19 protein-coding genes are annotated in these 18,833 nt (G+C 41.3%); all 19 read right to left on the reverse strand.

Annotation, left to right across the window (positions count from 1 at the left end):
- Positions 1-34: 34 nt before the first annotated feature.
- The 19 genes from NSQ72_RS10860 to spoIIIAF all read right to left on the reverse strand — a co-directional run bounded on the left by NSQ72_RS10860 (position 35) and on the right by spoIIIAF (position 18,828).
- Positions 35-772 carry a glycerophosphodiester phosphodiesterase gene (locus tag NSQ72_RS10860; protein ID WP_064497583.1) on the reverse strand — a complete coding sequence of 246 codons (738 nt, stop codon included), beginning with the start codon at positions 770-772 and terminating at the stop codon, positions 35-37.
- A 227-nt stretch (positions 773-999) separates the two neighbouring features.
- Positions 1,000-2,100, reverse strand: a complete 1,101-nt coding sequence (locus NSQ72_RS10865) for a Rap family tetratricopeptide repeat protein (RefSeq protein WP_048239244.1) — start codon at positions 2,098-2,100, stop codon at positions 1,000-1,002.
- A gap of 456 nt (positions 2,101-2,556) precedes the next feature.
- On the reverse strand, positions 2,557-3,360 hold the full coding sequence (spo0A, locus tag NSQ72_RS10870) for a sporulation transcription factor Spo0A (RefSeq protein WP_024422935.1): 804 nt from the start codon (positions 3,358-3,360) through the stop codon (positions 2,557-2,559).
- A gap of 285 nt (positions 3,361-3,645) precedes the next feature.
- Positions 3,646-4,923 (reverse strand): SpoIVB peptidase, encoded by a 1,278-nt coding sequence (spoIVB, locus tag NSQ72_RS10875; RefSeq protein ID WP_144491422.1) that lies wholly within the window; start codon positions 4,921-4,923, stop codon positions 3,646-3,648.
- Positions 4,924-5,122: 199 nt separating this feature from the next.
- Positions 5,123-6,856, reverse strand: coding sequence for a DNA repair protein RecN (recN, locus tag NSQ72_RS10880; RefSeq protein ID WP_058838022.1), 1,734 nt, complete (start codon positions 6,854-6,856; stop codon positions 5,123-5,125).
- A 33-nt stretch (positions 6,857-6,889) separates the two neighbouring features.
- Positions 6,890-7,339, reverse strand: coding sequence for a transcriptional regulator AhrC/ArgR (gene ahrC, locus NSQ72_RS10885; protein ID WP_024422938.1), 450 nt, complete (start codon positions 7,337-7,339; stop codon positions 6,890-6,892).
- A 162-nt stretch (positions 7,340-7,501) separates the two neighbouring features.
- Positions 7,502-8,356, reverse strand: coding sequence for a TlyA family RNA methyltransferase (locus NSQ72_RS10890; protein WP_341040596.1), 855 nt, complete (start codon positions 8,354-8,356; stop codon positions 7,502-7,504).
- Positions 8,353-10,254, reverse strand: a complete 1,902-nt coding sequence (dxs, locus tag NSQ72_RS10895) for a 1-deoxy-D-xylulose-5-phosphate synthase (RefSeq protein WP_144491421.1) — start codon at positions 10,252-10,254, stop codon at positions 8,353-8,355. Before dxs ends, NSQ72_RS10890 begins: the two co-directional genes overlap by 4 nt.
- Before the next feature lie 150 nt (positions 10,255-10,404).
- Complete coding sequence (locus NSQ72_RS10900) at positions 10,405-11,301, reverse strand: polyprenyl synthetase family protein (protein ID WP_249116555.1); 897 nt, start codon at positions 11,299-11,301, stop codon at positions 10,405-10,407.
- Entirely contained in the window at positions 11,285-11,545 is a 261-nt protein-coding gene (locus NSQ72_RS10905; protein WP_003215880.1) for an exodeoxyribonuclease VII small subunit, read from the reverse strand. The genes NSQ72_RS10900 and NSQ72_RS10905 overlap by 17 nt, the downstream gene beginning before the upstream one ends.
- On the reverse strand, positions 11,542-12,888 hold the full coding sequence (gene xseA / locus NSQ72_RS10910) for an exodeoxyribonuclease VII large subunit (protein WP_126681606.1): 1,347 nt from the start codon (positions 12,886-12,888) through the stop codon (positions 11,542-11,544). The genes NSQ72_RS10905 and xseA overlap by 4 nt, the downstream gene beginning before the upstream one ends.
- A 70-nt stretch (positions 12,889-12,958) precedes the next feature.
- Positions 12,959-13,810, reverse strand: coding sequence for a bifunctional methylenetetrahydrofolate dehydrogenase/methenyltetrahydrofolate cyclohydrolase FolD (gene folD, locus NSQ72_RS10915; RefSeq protein WP_039179869.1), 852 nt, complete (start codon positions 13,808-13,810; stop codon positions 12,959-12,961).
- 11 nt (positions 13,811-13,821) lie between these two features.
- On the reverse strand, positions 13,822-14,217 hold the full coding sequence (gene nusB / locus NSQ72_RS10920) for a transcription antitermination factor NusB (protein ID WP_012010530.1): 396 nt from the start codon (positions 14,215-14,217) through the stop codon (positions 13,822-13,824).
- Between the two features lie 210 nt (positions 14,218-14,427).
- Positions 14,428-14,835: an Asp23/Gls24 family envelope stress response protein gene (locus NSQ72_RS10925; protein WP_034280262.1), complete on the reverse strand. Its 408-nt coding sequence runs from the start codon at positions 14,833-14,835 to the stop codon at positions 14,428-14,430.
- 25 nt (positions 14,836-14,860) lie between these two features.
- Positions 14,861-16,210, reverse strand: coding sequence for an acetyl-CoA carboxylase biotin carboxylase subunit (accC, locus tag NSQ72_RS10930; protein ID WP_039179872.1), 1,350 nt, complete (start codon positions 16,208-16,210; stop codon positions 14,861-14,863).
- Positions 16,211-16,221: 11 nt separating this feature from the next.
- On the reverse strand, positions 16,222-16,704 hold the full coding sequence (gene accB, locus NSQ72_RS10935) for an acetyl-CoA carboxylase biotin carboxyl carrier protein (RefSeq protein ID WP_039179875.1): 483 nt from the start codon (positions 16,702-16,704) through the stop codon (positions 16,222-16,224).
- 195 nt (positions 16,705-16,899) lie between these two features.
- Positions 16,900-17,532: a SpoIIIAH-like family protein gene (locus NSQ72_RS10940; RefSeq protein ID WP_185847121.1), complete on the reverse strand. Its 633-nt coding sequence runs from the start codon at positions 17,530-17,532 to the stop codon at positions 16,900-16,902.
- Entirely contained in the window at positions 17,532-18,203 is a 672-nt protein-coding gene (gene spoIIIAG / locus NSQ72_RS10945) for a stage III sporulation protein AG (protein WP_039179881.1), read from the reverse strand. The genes NSQ72_RS10940 and spoIIIAG overlap by 1 nt, the downstream gene beginning before the upstream one ends.
- Positions 18,196-18,828 (reverse strand): stage III sporulation protein AF, encoded by a 633-nt coding sequence (gene spoIIIAF / locus NSQ72_RS10950; RefSeq protein ID WP_144490304.1) that lies wholly within the window; start codon positions 18,826-18,828, stop codon positions 18,196-18,198. Before spoIIIAF ends, spoIIIAG begins: the two co-directional genes overlap by 8 nt.
- Positions 18,829-18,833 lie beyond the last annotated feature (5 nt).

Raw genomic sequence — 18,833 nt, forward strand, 5'->3', positions numbered from 1 at the left:
ACGTGAAAAAAGACCCGCTGATGATAGCAGGTCTTTATTTCATTTCTTCTCTTATTTTCACGGCCCGGTCAGGAAAATCAGTGAAAATGCCATCGACACCTAGGGAAAACATGTTTTTCATTTGCTTTTCACTGTTTACTGTAAACGGCCTGATTACTTGCTGAGATGCATGGAGAGCTGACACAACCTCTTTGGTCACGCCTGCACCCTTAATATTTGGATGATAGCCTCTTGCTGGTACTGTTTTTATATACATCTCCGGCTGATGAATCACATCCATTGTGAGTACAGCAAGTTCAACATGCGGCATCAGTTTGTGAAAAAGAGCTAAACTGCCGTGATGAAACGATGAAACAAGTACACGGTCTTCTATTTGAAAATGCTCGATTTGCTTTTTTACTTTCTCCTCGATACCTGGATATCGATAAATGGAGTTTTTCAGTTCAATATTAATGATCAATGATGATTGCTGCGTCACTAGCTCTAATACTTCCTCTAAAAGAGGAATGGATACAGCACCGGTTTGTTCATAAAAAGAATGACTCGCATCTCCCGCTTTTAATTCTTCATATGTATGGTCTTTCACTAAACCTTTCATATTCGTTGTCCTGTTCAGTTTCTCATCGTGAATGACAGCAAGTCTGCCGTCTTTCGTCAGCTGAACATCCAGCTCAATTCCGTCAGCTCCCGAATGGAGTGCATGCTCGAAGGCTATCATGGTGTTTTCAGGATAAATGCCTTTAAAGCCTCTGTGTGCAAAAATTTTCGTCATAGGTCACCTCTAAATATGATGCTTCCTTTCATTATGACGTGTCTTTTTTCGTTTTTCCAGTTTTGAGCACATAAAAAAACCTCTTCTGATTCGCATGAAGAGGTTGACAGATAAATTCGATCACGTAATCGCTCTGATGGCTTGCTCTGTCGTCTCTGCGTCAAGAGCAAAAAGGGAAGAAACAACTGCGACTGCTGTAACAACGGTTACACCTAACAACAACTTTTTCATAAGATAACCTCCACTTTCTTTTGAAGTATTTGTGCATCGAATTTCTTTTCAAGAAAACGAATGGCATTTTGATAATCATTTCGTTCCTTGAAGTATTTCGATATTTGTTCAGACAAATCCTCAAGCTCCACATATAATCTATTTTTTTCTATGTAGTCTAATTTTTCAGAGAATACGTCTGCTGCCCCACTATTCTCGCACATCAAATCCAAAATTTCAAATTTTACTATATATTCATTATTTTGGATATCACAGCTATACAGAATACCCTCTTTAATATATTCCCTCGCCTCTTGATCTCCTAGATGCACTAAGGCGTTTGCCAGAACATATAAAGATTGGATGTAATAATGACTATTGTCACGGTGAATTTGAATGCCCATTCCTTTTTTTGCATAATGTGCGCTTTTTTCATAATCATGCTTTGCATAATAAAGAACAGCTAAATTGTGATAGCATTTCCCAATCAGCACTTCATTGTTAATGCGCTTACTTTTCTCAAGTGCTTCTTGATACTTCTCCTCTGCTTCATCGAATTGGAACAAATCAATACAATTACTTGCATGTAAAATCAAGCTGTCAATTGCCTGCGCTGTATACTCTTCATGCGCTTTAAATGTATCGATGGCTTTTTTAATATGATTAATGGATATGAAGTTTTGTTTCAGTTCGTAATAAATTGAAGCAACCTTATGGTGAAAAGTTCCTACTTCAAGGTCTTCATTCACACGTTTTAGCCGCTGTTCTGCAATTTTGTAAAAACTAATGGCTTCATCATACTTTTTCACATATGCAGCATATTGGCCTTTGTAAAAGTAAAAATAAAAATTAATAATGTCATCTGCCTTCTCATCAAGCGTTCCGACACTTTTCATAATTTGATTGGCTTTTTCAATATTTCCAAGTAACATTTCATGTCTGCCGTCAACAAGCTGATAATAAAGGAGAACTTCACGGTCTTCATCTGTATTTTTTAGCAAATTCTGAATTTTCTCTTTATAGACAGCAGATTTTTCTAAGTCATTCTGAGAAATGACCCTCGTCCACTTGCTAATTTCGTTCGCTACCTCAGCAGAGTGGATTTTCAGCTTTCCCATAACCTCACCCTCTTCTTTTCATTATTATAGCATAGTAAAAGAATGTGAAAATTATTAAATTCGACAATGGGAATATTCAGTTCAAATGGCACAATCTCTAAGAAGCCAGTGACTTTAAAACGCCAATCAATCAGGTCAATAGAAATAGAACTTTCGATCTCGTTTGCTTTAATTACCATTTCCATAAGACCTTTTCCTCTCATCCTTTTTCTTACGAATGAGCGTTTTCTTCTTCTATTTTGAAGACTTCATGATCGATTGGCGCAGCTGATTACCATTATTTTATGTCTTTTTTATTTTTTTCATGCTTTATTTTTCATTTTATTCTGAAAATAAAGCAGCCCGTTTGTCCAATTTAAACATTAAGATGATTTTATCAACCTAACCAATTTTTGACAACATGTTTCAAAATAAAAAAACGTCTCAATGAAGAAACGTTTTTTCATGAAAAATAAACTAGCTAGCTCTATGCTCTAATCTCAAACGATCAGCTACCATGGCAATAAATTCTGAATTGGTTGGTTTCGCTTTTGACATGCTGACAGTATAACCAAAGAGTGAGGAAATGGAATCAATGTTCCCTCTGCTCCAAGCGACTTCAATGGCATGACGAATCGCCCGTTCCACCCTGCTGGCGGTCGTGTTAAATTTCTTTGCAATGTCTGGGTACAACACTTTAGTAATGCTTCCGAGAAGCTCAATGTCATTGTACACCATAGAAATCGCTTCTCTTAAGTATAAATACCCTTTAATATGAGCGGGCACGCCAATCTCATGAATAATGGTCGTAATGCTCGCATCTAAGTTTTTACGTTTCGGTTCAGGTTTGTTGCGAAGAACACTGTTTTGGATTGATGAAGAGCGATGGGTAACTTGTGTGCCGTTTCCACTGACTTGACGAATATGACCTACTAGGTTTTCCATATCAAATGGCTTTAAAATGAAATAAGATGCGCCCAAATCAACTGCTTTTTTCGTGACATCTTCTTGTCCAAAGGCCGTTAGCATAATCACACTTGGCTGTTTTGTCATTTCATTGTTTTCACGGAGGCGTTCTAGTACAGCAAGACCGTCTAAATGAGGCATAATAATATCTAAGAGGAGAACGTCGGGCTCTTTATCTTTAAATAATGTCAGGCATTCCTGACCATTATACGCCACGCCAAGTACTTCCATATCTTCCTGTCCCTCAATGTACTCTGTCAAAAGGCCAACAAGCTCTCGATTGTCATCAGCTACACACACTTTAATTTTCTCCACGTTCTTTCCTCCCCAATGTCGATTCCTTTAGTCTTTTGCATTTCTCTTCTGAGTGTTCAATTCGACAAAACCATGCTATCCCCTTTAAAAAACTTTAATTTTCCGAATAATAGAGCATTATCTAGCTTTTTCTATGTTTTTCTTAAAGAATCGACGATTATTGCAATTTGACAACATGCTTTTTTCCATTTTGTCGAAAAATCTCTTTTTCCTTATTTTATAACATGATGGAAGAGAAAGAAAGGGTAGAAAAAAACTGCCGGAAGATTCGCGGCAGTTAAATGATCAGCTTGCTTTTTTGTTTTTTTGATAAAGGTCGATTCCTGCTTCGGACAGCATCCATTCAATGTGTACGCCGTACCCGCTAGTCGGATCATTGACGAATACGTGTGTGACAGCTCCAATGACTTTGCCATTTTGAATGATGGGGCTTCCGCTCATTCCTTGGACGATTCCGCCCGTTTTGCTTAAGAGCCGCTCATCTGTTACCTTCAACACCATTCCTTTAGTTGCTGGGAATTTCTGCGGTGTTGTGCTGACGATTTTAATATCAAACTTCTCCACTTTATCATGATCCACAACGGTTAAAATTTCTGCTGGGCCTTCTTTTACTTCATTTGATAAAGCGACTGGAAGTGGTTTATCTGCTACATGATTTTCAAGCTTTTCGGTTAACGTACCAAAGATACCAAAAGGGCTGTTGCGGGAGATATCTCCTATTGTTTTTCTTTCGGAAGAAAATCTCGCCAATTTTTCTCCAGGATTGCCTCCTGTACCTTTTTCAATCGATGTCACGGTTGATCTGACAATTTCGCCATTATCGACAACAATTGGTTTTTTTGTATCCATGTCAGAAATCACATGCCCAAGGGCACCATATTTTTTAGATGAAGGTTCAAAAAAGGTCATCGTGCCGATTCCTGCTGCAGAATCACGAATGTAAAGACCAATTCGATAGATGCCTTCACTTGCATCTTTTGCGGGTGTTAATGTTGTTTGAAAGGTTTTATGATCTCTCTTTATGAGCAAACGAAGGGTTTCACCCGTTTTCCCTGCTTTCTGAATAAATGGGGTGAGGTCATTCATTTTCTCCATTTTTTGACCATTGATTTCAATGATCATATCCCCTGATTGAATGCCTGCGGCTTCACCTGGTGATTTTTTGCCGTCTGCTGTTGTGATTTGATGAAAACCTACAACGAGAACTCCTACAGAGTGGAGCTTGACGCCAATGGATTGTCCTCCAGGAACGACTTTTAATTCAGGGAGAACATCAACTTTTGTTTTCTTAATAGGAAATCCTTTAAAATCATAAACAATTTCGGCTTTTCCCGCCTTTTGTCCTGTAATATCCAGCTGATTCTCTTTCTCTGAAAGGCTAAAGGCTGGCGAAGAAGCATTGGCTGACGCTTCAATCGATGTGTCAATTGAGTGCTTCTGTTTTTCAAATACAGCAACATTTGTTGGAATGCTGATGTATTCCTTCACTATGCTCATAAACCCTGTACTTATTAAAGAAACAAGGAGAATCACACCAATGGCTTTTCTCATATTTTCGGGCATTCATTTTTCACTCTCCTCGCTCCTTACCCACACCAGAACACTCATGTTTTGGCTACATCTTTACTTTTGCCTTCTTCGAGAGGATTTATAACCGGCAGCTTTAGAAAATGATTGGATAAATTGATAAAAGAAAAAGACGATTTTATGGGTATATACGCCGTCTTTTACACAACATAAAAAAAGGCAGCTGATGATTCAGCTACCCTGTTGTTTTGACATCATTTGCTTGGTGCAATAGTTCTTTTGCGTGCTGTTTTGTCAGCTCTGTGACTTCCACACCGGCAATCATCCGGCCAATTTCACTCACTTTTTCTTCATGACTTAATGGTTTGACACTCGTCAGTGTTCTGCCCGCTTTTGAGCGTTTCGAAATGAAGAGATGTGTGTCAGCCATTGCGGCTACTTGAGGCAGATGTGTAATGCAGAGCACTTGTGATCCAGATGCTACTTTGTAAATTTTTTCAGCAATGGCTTGTGCGACTCTGCCGCTGACGCCTGTATCAACTTCATCGAAGATAATGGATGTGACGTCTTGTTTGGCTGAGAAAATACTCTTCACAGCGAGCATGACACGTGAAATTTCTCCACCTGAGGCTACTTTCGATAAAGATTTCATCGGTTCGCCTGTATTTGTAGAAATGACAAATTGTGCTTGATCGATTCCATTTTTCCCGAGCTGGACAGGTTTTCCGTCTAATAGCGGACAATCGGTGCTTCCAAAAGGCGCATATCGAATAGAAAAAGCTGTGTCAAATGAAGACTTCTCCATATACAAATCCTTGAGCTCCGTTTGGATTTGCTTCGCTAGCTTTTTGGCCCATTTTTTACGCAGCTCCGAAACGTTAAGTGCTTCCAGCAGGGCATCACGGCTCATCGCATCCAGTTTATTCTTGAGCGTCTGCAGATGGCTGTCTCGATTTTGAATTTGATCTATTTCTTCTTCAATCTTCGCCGCATACTCCAAAATTTCCTCAACGGTTGAGCCGTATTTTCGTTTTAACTGCTTCATTTCATTCAGCCTGGATTCAATAAAATCAAGACGAGCCGGATCAAATTCTAATTGATCCAGCATGCTTCGCATTTGGAAAGTTGAATCCTCTAATAAGTAGTAGGAATTCGATACTTGTTCAGATAGCTTTTTCAAATCATCATTGATCTCAGACACTTGCTCAAGCTCGCTTGAGGACATGCCAACCCAATCTAGTCCTCCTTGCTCATTACGCAAAGCGTTATACGCGTTTTGGAGTGAGGAATAGATTTTCTCGTAGTTGCTGATTTGATGACGCTCTTCCTGAAGCCGCTCATCTTCTCCCGGCTCTAACTGCGCTGCCTCAATCTCCTCTAGCTGAAATTGCAGTAAATCTAAACGGTGCACCATTTCCTGCTCATTCTCGGACAGCTGTCTGAGCTTTTGAGCCGTCTTCATATATTGATCATATGCTTCTTGATACTGCAAGAGAGCTGGTGCAATTTCTTCTGCTCCAAATTGATCGAGCAAATGCAGATGATTTTCATCTTCCATAAGCAGCTGGTTATCGTGCTGACCATGTATATCAAGCAAAAGCCGTCCTACTTCACGTAAAAGTGAGATGGTGACAAGCTTTCCATTAATCCGGCAAATGCTTTTCCCGCTGTTGTTAATATCACGGCGGAGGATCATCATTTCATCTGATGCGTCAATTCCCTGCTCTTCGCATAGAGCAAATACAGGATGATCGGCTGGTACAAGAAAAAGCCCTTCCAGCTCTGCTTTTTTTTCACCGTAGCGGACAAATTCAGAGGACCCTCTTCCTCCCACGAGAAGTGAGACAGCATCAATCATGATGGATTTTCCGGCACCTGTTTCCCCCGTTAGGACCGTGAGTCCTTTTTCAAATGAAACCGTTAACTCTTCAATGATTGCAAAGTTTTTAATGGTTAGTTCTGCTAACACTCATTTGACACCTCTTTTAGTAAACCTGATTCTTTATAGAAGCTCTAAAATTTTGCTCGAAACTGTCTCTGTATCATCTGGGGTGCGGCAAATGATTAAAATGGTATCATCTCCGCAAATCGTTCCCATAATTTCTTCCCAATCTAAATTATCCATTAAAGCACCAATCGCCTGAGCATTACCCGGCATTGTTTTCAGAACAATTAAATGACTGGCAGCATCCATTTTGATAAATGCATCCATTAGGGATCGCTTCAGCTTTGACAGCGGGTTAAACCGCTGATCCGCAGGAAGACTGTATTTATATGTTCCATTGTTCGTCGGAACTTTCACTAAATGTAATTCTTTAATATCTCTAGAAACGGTCGCTTGTGTGATGTTATATCCATCGGCTTTCAAAATATCGACCAATTCATCTTGTGTTTCGATCTCTTGGCTTGCAATGATTTCTCTAATTTTAATATGCCTTTGACCTTTATTCATATTTGACCCCCCTAGGCGTTTTATTCTCAGTTTGTCTTTATGTTCTATGTTATATGATGCTCACTTCAAAAAACAAGCATTACGTGAGATCCAGCCGATTTCTTCTTTTGACCATGTAAAAAGGAATAATAGCGAGCTATTATTCCTTTTGTATCAATCATCTCATGTGTCAGCCGGCTCAGGGCTGTTTTTCTTTTCTTTCAATACAGAATGGGCTTCGTTCACGACCTTCTCAAGTTCTGAAGCAGGAAGTGCCGCATTTTCTTCTTGATCAGGATGAAGCACTAAATGAAGCAGAAATTCAATATTTCCGTCTCCACCAGTGATAGGCGAAAATGAAACATCCTTTACATCATAGCCTTCTTTAGCAGCAAATTGATTCATTTCTTCTAGTACACCGAGGTGGACAGACGGCTCGCGCACGATGCCTTTTTTCCCAACAAGCTCTCTGCCCGCTTCAAATTGAGGCTTGACGAGTGCAATACAGTCACCACCCGGAACAAGAATATGCTTTAAAGCTGGCAGAATGAGTTTAAGTGAAATAAAAGATACATCAATTGAAGCCACTTCTGGCAATCCTTCAGTAAAATCAGCTGGGACGGAATGGCGGAAATTGGTGCGCTCCATGACGATCACCCTGTCATCCTGCCTTAATTTCCACGCGAGCTGATTGTAGCCAACGTCTACAGCATATGATTTGACCGCTCCATTTTGAAGAGCACAATCCGTAAATCCGCCTGTAGATGAGCCAATATCAATCAACAATTTCCCTTCAACTGTCAGGTCAAATTCTTTGAGCGCTTTTTCGAGCTTTAACCCGCCTCGGCTTACGTATTTGAGAGGATTCCCCTTCACTGTGAGCGGAGTATCACGAGCAATTTTCTCTCCTGGTTTATCCAAACGGTTTTCATTTGAGTAAACGATTCCTGCCATGATGGCACGCTTTGCTTTCTCTCTTGTTTCCATTAGTCCTTGTTCGACTAATAAAACGTCAAGTCGTTCTTTCTTTGATGTCATGATCCAATTCCTTTTCTTGGTGCTGCGGGAAGCAGGCTACGTAAAGTCTCAGCAACCTGTGCTTTCGTCAGACCAATTTCTTCAAGCAGGGCATCAACACTTCCATGCTCAATAAATTGATCTGGGATACCCATCCGTTCTACTTTGATATGTGATGCTTTCTTGTCGTGTACATATTCTAATACACTGCTTCCAAATCCGCCTTGGAGCACAGCTTCTTCAATCGTTAAAATCGGAATCCCTTCAGAAAGAATGTCATTTAGCATCGCTTCATCAAGCGGCTTTATAAACCGGGCGTTGACAACACGAATTGATTTTCCTTCTTTTTGAAGTTCCTCAGCTGCTTGCAACGCCATTTTAATCGTCGTACCGAATGTTAAGATGACGGCATCCTTCCCTGGACGAAGAACCTCCCAAGACCCAATCGGAATGGTTTTCAGCTGTTCATCCATTTTCACGCCAAGACCATTTCCGCGCGGGAAACGCATGGCAATAGGACCTTCATCATACTGAATGGCTGTATTGACCATGTGCTGACCTTCATTTTCATCCTTCGGCATCATGAGCACCATATTCGGCATATGACGCATGAAGGCAATATCAAACACACCTTGATGCGTTTCTCCATCTGCACCGACAAGACCCGCACGGTCAATCCCGATAAATACATTGAGGTTCTGTCGGCAAATATCATGCAGCACTTGATCATAAGCTCTTTGCAGGAACGTTGAATAGATCGCTAAAAATGGCTTCATATCCTGCGTCGCAAGCCCAGCTGCCATTGTAGCTGCATGCTGCTCAGCAATTCCTACATCAAACATTCGCTCTGGAAATTCCTTTGCAAAGCCTTCAAGTTTTGAGCCAACAGGCATCGCAGGTGTGATGGCCACAATTCGCTCATCTTTACGCGCAAGCTTTCTGACTGTTTCACTGACAAGACCACTCCATGACGGGGCAGCTGCTGCTGGTTTTACAAAGTCACCTGTATCAATTTTGTATGGACCTGTACCATGCCAAGTCCCAATTTTATCGGATTCTGCCGGCTGATAGCCTTTTCCTTTTTTCGTGATGACATGCAGCAGGACAGGACCTTTTGTTTTCTTTGCATATTCAAGGTTTTCAAAAAGATCTTCATAAGAATGTCCATCGACAGGACCTAAGTAAGTGAATCCCATTTCCTCAAAGAACATACCAGACACAAGTAAATACTTGAGGCTGTCTTTAATACGCTCTGCTGTGGCAGCAACCTTTCCACCTACAGCTGGGATCCGCTTGAATAAATATTCGAGCTCGTCCTTTACCCATTGGTATTTGCCTGCTGTGCGCAGTCTGCCAAGCATTGTGTGAATCGCACCGACGTTTGGTGCAATACTCATTTCATTATCGTTTAAGATGACGATCATATCTTTCTTTTCATCACCGATATGATTCAGAGCTTCCAGCGCCATACCTCCGGTTAATGCACCATCTCCGATAATTGGCAGGATATATTCATCTGTTCCTTTAATATCACGCGCCGCCGCCATACCCATCGCGCCAGATAATGACGTTGAGCTGTGACCTGTTTCCCATACATCATGCTCGCTTTCGTTTCGTTTAGGAAATCCGCAAAGTCCTTTATATTGACGAAGTGTATCAAACTCCGCCCCTCTCCCAGTTAACAGCTTGTGAACATAAGACTGATGTCCAACATCCCAAAGGAATTTGTCTTTCGGGCTGTCAAATACTTTATGAAGGGCAACCGTAAGTTCAACGACACCCAGATTCGGACCGATATGCCCGCCAGAGTTAGCCAAGGACTCAATTAAAAACATGCGAATGTCAGCACTAAGCTCCTCTAATTCTGCTATTGACATTCCTTTTAGAAACGTTGGATTTTTTATTGATAAAAGATCCAATCAGGATCAACTCGCTTTCAACAAAATTTCTATCTACATATATAATGCCTTATTCCTATGAAAACCAAGCGGGAATAAGAGTTGTCTCATCATGATAAACTGTTTACAGTTTACCACAATTGCTCGAAGACCCTCAAATCTAGGCTGTTTTTAATGATCTCTTGAGGCGATCAGATCACATAACTCATGCAGCAATTGCTGCTCTAATTCAAGATTTGAGACAATTTCTTTTGCACGTGTGATATGCTCGTGCAGTTTTTCTTTTGCTCCTGAAAGCGTTAATAAAGAAGGATATGTCGACTTTTCATTCGCTGTATCAGAGCCGACCCGTTTTCCTATTTTTTCTTCGCTTCCTTCGAGATCTAAAATGTCATCACGGATTTGAAAAGCAATACCGATATGATAGCTGAATTCTCTTAGTTTTTCGATTTCGTCATCTGATGCACCTGCCAGCATGGCACCTGCTGTGACGCTGAATGTGAGAAGCTTTCCTGTTTTCCGGGCGTGAATGGATTCTAGTTCTGCAAGCGGGACTTGTTTTTGCTCTGCTTCCATGTCATCAAATTGACCGCCAACCATTCCTAACGCACCTGCTGACTTCACAAGTTCATCTACGATTTTGAGTTTTTGGTCAGGAGAGACACTGCTAGATAGCTGAGATGTAATCAGACGGAAGCTTTCTGTTAAAAGAGCATCGCCAGCGAGAACCGCTGTTGCTTCCCCGTATACTTTATGGTTGGTCGGCTTTCCTCTGCGAAGGTCATCATCGTCCATGCAAGGAAGGTCGTCGTGTATCAATGAATACGTATGAATCATCTCTACAGCACAGCCAACCGGTATGCCATCTTCTTCTTTTTTGCCGTAGGCATGTAATAAAGCAAGAACGAGAACAGGACGAAGTCTTTTCCCTCCAGCTTTAAGAGAGTAAAGCATCGAAGATTTTAGGTCTTCTGGAATCTTCAATTCCTGAACATATGTAAATAAATAATCTTCAATGGCCTGTTTTCGTGTTGTTAAAAAATCCTGCAAATTACTTGTCACCAGCATCTGCCTCCTTCACTGAGAAAGGAGCCAGCTCACCGTCCTCTTTTAAAATGAAATCCATCTGCTTTTCAACGTGCTGTAATTTTTCATGACAAAGCTTTGAAAGTGTCATGCCTTCTTGGAAATAATGAATGGCTTGCTCAAGTGGTACATCCCCTTCTTCGAGCTTCCCAACGATCTCCTCAAGACCTTTCATCGCTTCTTCAAATGTCATTTGTTCTTCTTTTTGTTTATTTGATTCTGTCATGATGATTGCCCCTCCTTCTCAATAACCTCACAAATCAGACGTCCATCCTTCATGGTGATAGCCAGCTGATCCTTCGTATCGACTTGGTTCACACTTTTAATCAGTTCATCGTCTTTATAGGCTAAACTGTAGCCTCTTTCCATCACTTGAAGTGGATTTAATGCATTTAGTTTACCAAGAACAGATTGGAACTGCGAATGAATTGTTTTCATTTGCACATTCATACTGCGGATGAGCTGTTCTGTTTCATTGGCATGGCGTTTTTTCGCTTGAAGCAGCTGCTCTTTTGGATGAAGCGGCTTCAACCTGTATGTCTGGCGGTCTAGTTGACTGCGTTTTTGTTCAATTTGTCTCGTCAGCTGTTTTTGAAAACGGTCAAATACCAAATCGAATTGCTGCTCTTTTTGCTCCTGCAATCGTTTTGGAAAACGGAAAGCATAAGAGGATTGCAGCGCCACAAGACGGTCTTTCGCTTGTGATGTTTGATTCTTCACGGCCCTTGTCAGCCGAATGTCGATGGATTTGATTCGTTCTATTAAGTCGGCTGTGCTTGGAACAGCGAGCTCGGCTGCTCCTGTTGGTGTGGGTGCTCTCATGTCTGCAGTAAAATCACTGATTGTAAAATCGGTTTCGTGCCCTACTGCAGAAATGATTGGAATGTCTGATGCGAAGATTGCTCTTGCGACAGCTTCTTCATTAAAGGCCCAAAGTTCTTCGATCGAACCGCCTCCTCTTCCGACAATCAAGACATCACAGAGCTGTTTTTCATTTGCTTCCTTGATCCTCTCTACGATTGAACGAGTGGCATTTTCACCTTGGACAAGCGCCGGAAGCACAATGATTTTCGCCTGCTGATAGCGCCGGTTAATCGTTGTAATGACATCCCTGACAGCCGCTCCTGTTGGGGATGTAATGACACCAACAACTTCTGGATATTCAGGAATTGGTTTTTTATAGCGCGCATCAAATAAGCCTTCACTTGCCAGCTTTTTCTTCAGCTCTTCATAAGCGAGATGAAGAGCACCAACACCATCAGGCTGCATTTCTTTTGCATATAATTGATAGTTGCCGCTTGGTTCGTATACTTGAATTCCGCCGCGTACAAACACTTTCATTCCGCTTTTTGGTGAAAAAGGCAGCTTTGCTGCGGAACGCTGGAACATGACAGCTTGCATGCGTGCGTTTTCGTCTTTTAAGGTGAAGTACACATGACCTCTTGAATGAATCTTCACATTGGATAACTCACCTTTGATCCAAATATCTTCTAAATGCGGATCAACATCAAATTTTCTTTTTATGTATTTTGTAAGGGCTGTGACCGTCACAAAGGCTTTTTCACTCATGACGTATTCCTCCTCTTCAAAAACGCACATTCATCCACCGGCAGCATGCAGGTGGATGAATGGATAAAGCTTATGCTAATGTACGTTTTGCTGATTTAACCGTATTGTGTGCAAGCATCGTAATCGTCATTGGACCGACTCCGCCAGGGACTGGTGTGATGTAAGAAGCTTTTTCTTTTGCTCCTTCAAAATCAACATCCCCAACAAGCTTCCCAGTATCCAAACGATTGACTCCTACATCGATGACAATTGCGCCTTCTTTGATTTGGTCAGCTTTAATAAAGTTTGCTCGACCGACGGCAACAACTAAAATGTCCGCTTTTAACGTGTGTTCTGAAATATTTGCCGTTCTTGAATGGCAGTAAGTAACCGTTGCGTTTTCATTTAACAGCAATTGTCCAACTGGTTTGCCGACAATATTGCTGCGCCCCACAACAACCACTTCTTTTCCAGAAAGATCGACACCCGTTTTGTTCAATAATTCAACAATACCTGCTGGTGTACAAGGAAGGAATGTATCTTCCCCAAGCAGCATTTTCCCGATATTTAATGGATGGAAACCATCTACATCTTTCTCAGGTGAAATACGTTCAATAACTGCTTTTTCAGAAATGTGTTTAGGCAGTGGAAGTTGAACAAGAATCCCGTGGAATTGATCGTTCGCATTGTACTGATCAATCAGCTGAAGCAATTCTTCTTCTGTTAAAGAAGCATCTAAATGATCAAGCTGGAAATGCATGCCCATTGCTTCTGCTGCTTTTTTCTTCCCGCGTACGTAAGAAAGTGAAGCCGGATCATCACCGATTAGAATAACGGCAAGACCAGGTGTGACTCCTTTTTGTTTTAGCTCTTCTACTTCTTTTGCTAATTGTTCACGCTTTTCTTTTGCTGTTTCTTTCCCATCGATGATTGTTGCTGTCATGTCGAATCCTCCTATTGCTGCTTTAGGTCGTTTTTAATGTTCGAAAGTACACCATTTACAAATTTCGGTGCTTTATCATCGCCGAATAATTTGGCAAGTTCAATCGCTTCATTCATTGAGACACTAACTGGGATGTCTTCTTGATACACCATCTCGTACACAGACAGCCTTAAAATGGCTCTGTCTACGTTTGCAATACGATCGAGTTTCCAATTCACTAGATGCTGTGAGATCATGTCATCAAGCTTGTCCTTTTGTTCAAGCACACCGAAAACCAGTTCCTCGAAAAAAGGATCTGATTCTTGTTCATCCAGCGCATGTGTAATGGCCTCTTTCGGATCAATATTGCTCACATCAATTTGAAATAATGTTTGTAACGCCTTTTCTCTTGCAGTTCTTCTTTTCATTATTTACTCCTTTAACCACTTTATCCGCTTGTCGTTAAGCCATACAGAGATCATAACATATTTTGACCGTGGTCGCACCAAGATCCATGCGAGCTGTGACGAAAAACGAATCAATCAACGCGTGACGTTATCAATATTCGGAAATCACCCAAAAATGGGCTTTAAAAAACCAAAGAGGCAATGCCTCCTTGGTTTCACTTGAACCCTTCTTTACATTTCTTGATCTACTTCAGCCTCAGGTGCTTTTGTATCAAATTGAATGCCAACGACATGAATGTTAATTTCATTAATCGTTAAGGCAGTCATGTTTAAAAGGGTTTGACGGATATTTTCTTGTACAGCAGTGGATACCTTTGGAATGGATAGGCCAAATTCAACCACACAATACACATCGATTGTGATGCCTTCATCAGAGACATCTACTTTTACACCTTTACGGTGATTTTTCTTACCAAAGCGTTCTGCTACATCAGCAGCGAAATTGCCGCGCATTTCGGCAATGCCTTCGACTTCTGAAGCGGCGATCCCAGCAATGACTTCAATCACTTCTGGTGCAATTTGCACTTTTCCCAATTGATCTTCATCAAGGTTCATTTCAAGCAAATTGTTTTCTGACACGATCATTCACCTCCGAAAGCTGTGATTATTTCATGATTTGGTATGTTTCTAAAAACTTCGTATTAAAATTACCACTCACAAATGTTTCATGCTCGAGCAATCTAAGGTGGAATGGAATCGTTGTGTAGACTCCTTCAATGACGAATTCTTGAAGCGCACGTTTCATTTTCGCAATCGCTTCTTCTCTCGTCTTACCATATGTGATCACTTTTGCAATCATGCTGTCATAATATGGCGGAATCACATAGCCCGGATAAGCGGCAGAATCAACACGTACTCCTAAACCGCCTGGCGGAAGATACATTTTAATTTCACCAGCTGAAGGCATGAAGTTTTTCTCTGGGTTCTCTGCATTGATACGGCATTCGATCGCCCAGCCTTCATATACGACATCCTCTTGTGTAAGAGAAAGCTTCTCACCTGATGCAACCTTGATCTGTTCTTTGATCAAGTCTACACCTGTGACCATTTCTGTCACAGGATGCTCTACTTGAATACGAGTATTCATTTCCATGAAGTAGAACTTCTCTTCATTATAATCATAAATGAATTCAACTGTTCCAGCACCTGTATATTCAACAGCTTCTGCTGCTTTTACGGCTGCTTCACCCATTTGCTCACGGATGTCTGCATTCAGTGCTGGTGATGGTGTTTCTTCAAGAAGCTTTTGCATTCTTCTTTGGATCGAGCAGTCACGCTCTCCTAAATGAATCGTATTGCCATGCTGATCTGCAAGCACTTGGATTTCCACATGTCTAAAGTCTTCAATGAACTTTTCTAAATAGACACCAGGGTTCCCAAAGTTTTGCGCCGCTTCCTGCTGCGTGATGGTGACTCCGTTAATAAGCTCTTCTTCTGTACGAGCCACACGGATTCCTTTACCGCCTCCGCCTGCAGTTGCTTTAATAATGACAGGATACCCAATACTAGCTGCTGTTGAAACAGCATCATCAAGATCTTTTACAATTCCTTGAGAACCAGGAACGATCGGGACGCCTGCACTCTTCATTGTTTCTCGCGCGACATCTTTCGTTCCCATTTTGGAAATCGCTGACGCGGTTGGTCCAACAAAGATTACATTACATTCCTCGCAAAGCTCTGCAAAGTCTGCATTTTCTGCTAAAAAGCCGTATCCTGGATGGATGGCATCTGTTCCTGTTAATTTTGCTACGCTGACGATATTCGTGACATTTAAATAACTATCTTTAGAAGCAGTTGGTCCGATGCAATATGCTTCATCAGCCATTTGTACATGCAGCGCATCGCGATCCGCTTCAGAAAATACCGCAACAGTTTCAATTCCAAGCTCTTTACAAGCGCGGATAATTCTAACTGCGATTTCTCCTCTGTTTGCAATTAATAGCTTTTTAATCATGATCGTACTCCTTACTCTGCTTTCACTAGAAAGAGGGGTTGTCCGAATTCTACAAGCTGACCGTTTTCAGCTAATACTTCGACGATTTCACCTTTTACTTCTGCTTCGATTTCATTAAACAGTTTCATCGCTTCAACGATACATACAACTGAATTTTCCTTCACCTTAGAACCTGTTGTCACGTATGGATCTGCTTCTGGTGAAGAGGAAGCATAAAATGTGCCAACCATTGGGGATGTGATTTTATGCAGATTTTCAGACGCAGTTGCCTCTTGTGCAGGGGCTTCAGTCTGAGCTGGAGCTTGTGCTGTAGGAGCTTGTTGAGCTGGAGCTGCTTGGACAGGAGCCACTGGTGCTTGTGCCGCAACTTGCTGAACGACTTCTTTATTTTTCTTCAGTTTGATTTTCGCACCTTCGTTTTCGTACGTAAATTCGTCGATTGTAGAGTCGTCAATTAATTTAATCAGTTCATGAATTTCTTCAATTTTTAACATGGATTTGCACCCCTATGTATGGATTTATCTTTTAATTATAGCCTAGTACTAAAAGTACGTACTATACACATCTTACAGGAGGATTTCAATGAATTCAACTACTATTGTGGTGAAGCGTCTCGCGAAAGCACCTTGGAAGGGGCGTCAAGCCGCATCAAAAAACGCCCTTTTCGGCAAAGGGCGCCAGTTCATTTTTTATTGATTAGTGGGCTCAAAAGTGACAGCTACGTTATCAAGACCTCTCATTTCTTTTGTGACCATATCAATAATATCGGCCGCTTGAGACTTTGATTTTTTATCAGAACGAACCGTGATGCTCACTTTATCTCCTTCAGCACTTACGAGCGCATCTTTATAGCCTTTTGTTTTGATCAAGGTCTCGAGCTGACGCTCAGTTCCTTCTGCTTCACTAAGCGCTGTCATTTGATCATATGCTTCACTTTTTTCTTGTGCCGTTGCATCGTCACTGGAGACGATTTCGTTGTATTCTTCGCGCTGCTTGCTTCGTTTATCTTCAAGCTCTAGTCTGTATGTTGTAAAAAGCTCATCGTCTGTCTGCTCTGACACAGCCTTTCCTTCTTCACCGCTTGTTTCGATACCCTCTTGTTTGCCGTTTGTTTCTTTGTCAGTGGATTTCTTATCAGCGCCTTTTTCCATTCCTTTGTCCGTTCCTTTTTCTGTTTCAACCTTTTTCTCTTCAGTCCCTTTTGATTTCGTATCTTCTACTGTCACTGCATTTTCACCCTGTGGAGACATGATATAGTACACACTTAATACGACAACTAAACTTAGCATCGTTAATAGCCAAACCGTTTGTTTTTTTAACATCATTCCGAATCCTCCTTGATTTTTTTAGGGGCAACAGCCACTCTATGGCTCGGTACATCAAGCACTCGTGTAACCGCTTCAATGATGGTTTTCTTTATTTGAACGTTGTCTACTCCTTGAGCAACAACGAGGACACCTCGAATTTCTGGCTTTTTCGTTTGAACAACGACTGGTGTTTCTTCATTCCCATTTTTGATGATGACGACTTCTTCTTCTTTTGTTTGATCGGTGACACTTCGTACACCGCCTTCTTTATCTGTTTCCTCGGTCGTTGTACTTTTATTAGATTTGTTTTTTTCAAACACTTTTAAAGACGTTGCATCTACATTGACCACAATGGATACATCCTCAACGCCGATGATGGTCTCTAAAATTTCTTTCAGCTGGTTTTCGTATTCTTGCTCCACGTCCTCAATTGAATTCTTTGGTTTACCTGAGGATGCCGGTTTGAATACTTCCTGCTCTTCTGAGGATGTTTTTTTAGCAGCAGGAACCGCAGCTTGTTGTTTGCTTGATGGCGGTGACAAGATCTGACTGACTAACATGAAAGATACGCCGATAATGAATACAAGCAGCAAGTAATGGTGCTTCGTTAATTTGGGTTTCCCTTCACCTTTTTCAGGCGGCTGGAAGAATGATTTCAGCTTTTGTTTCCAGTCCTTGTTATTCATGATCTGCTGCGTCACCTCCCTCAATGTTCAGCGCGATGTGCTCAGGACTCGTATTCCAAACATCAGCCAGCGTCTCTTTCACCCTCGTGATCTCTTTGCTAGAAGATTCAGCGCTTTCCTCCTTTTGCCTGGAGAGATCAATGTCCACCTTTGCCACCGTTTCTACAGCATCACCTGTGAGCGGGGAAAGAACTGCTTTGATGCGAAATTGATCCGCCTCCATATTCTGATCCAGATGCTCCTCATCAGCCAGCACTTCTACGTGTTTCATTTCATAGCTCTCCTTCTCCAGTGGCTCCTTTGCGCTTTTTTCTAGTTGGACAGCCATTTGCTTTAAAATATATGCACGCTGAGAGGCTTGTATTTCTTTTTTTTCTAAATTCATCTGATTTTTTATTTCTTCTGACTGCGCTTCCTCCTTCCCTTTCATCAATTCTGCAAAAATTTTGTCAGGATCTGCTCGAAATAAAGCAAAAATCGGATTGAGCATTACGACGATGAGCAGCAGACTGACGACCATTTTTGCATACTTTTGCATGCTCGAATTGGGAAGCAGAAGATCAATGACAATCGCAAATAAGATAAAGAGAATAATACTTGTGATCCATTCCGTGAGAAAGCTCAACAGGT

It is taken from the genome of Bacillus sp. FSL R5-0659 (assembly GCF_038008785.1).
GTDB classification, from domain to species: Bacteria; Bacillota; Bacilli; order Bacillales; family Bacillaceae; genus Bacillus; species Bacillus safensis.

Coding starts and splice junctions, on each gene's coding strand:
- NSQ72_RS10860 (WP_064497583.1), bottom strand. CDS start 772: ATGACGAAAATTTTTGCACACAGAGGCTTTAAAGGCATTTATCCTGAA.
- NSQ72_RS10865 (WP_048239244.1), bottom strand. CDS start 2,100: ATGGGAAAGCTGAAAATCCACTCTGCTGAGGTAGCGAACGAAATTAGC.
- spoIVB (WP_144491422.1), bottom strand. CDS start 4,923: ATGCCCGAAAATATGAGAAAAGCCATTGGTGTGATTCTCCTTGTTTCT.
- ahrC (WP_024422938.1), bottom strand. CDS start 7,339: ATGAATAAAGGTCAAAGGCATATTAAAATTAGAGAAATCATTGCAAGC.
- NSQ72_RS10890 (WP_341040596.1), bottom strand. CDS start 8,356: ATGACATCAAAGAAAGAACGACTTGACGTTTTATTAGTCGAACAAGGA.
- NSQ72_RS10900 (WP_249116555.1), bottom strand. CDS start 11,301: ATGCTGGTGACAAGTAATTTGCAGGATTTTTTAACAACACGAAAACAG.
- NSQ72_RS10905 (WP_003215880.1), bottom strand. CDS start 11,545: ATGACAGAATCAAATAAACAAAAAGAAGAACAAATGACATTTGAAGAA.
- xseA (WP_126681606.1), bottom strand. CDS start 12,888: ATGAGTGAAAAAGCCTTTGTGACGGTCACAGCCCTTACAAAATACATA.
- folD (WP_039179869.1), bottom strand. CDS start 13,810: ATGACAGCAACAATCATCGATGGGAAAGAAACAGCAAAAGAAAAGCGT.
- nusB (WP_012010530.1), bottom strand. CDS start 14,217: ATGAAAAGAAGAACTGCAAGAGAAAAGGCGTTACAAACATTATTTCAA.
- accC (WP_039179872.1), bottom strand. CDS start 16,210: ATGATTAAAAAGCTATTAATTGCAAACAGAGGAGAAATCGCAGTTAGA.
- accB (WP_039179875.1), bottom strand. CDS start 16,704: ATGTTAAAAATTGAAGAAATTCATGAACTGATTAAATTAATTGACGAC.
- NSQ72_RS10940 (WP_185847121.1), bottom strand. CDS start 17,532: ATGTTAAAAAAACAAACGGTTTGGCTATTAACGATGCTAAGTTTAGTT.
- spoIIIAG (WP_039179881.1), bottom strand. CDS start 18,203: ATGAATAACAAGGACTGGAAACAAAAGCTGAAATCATTCTTCCAGCCG.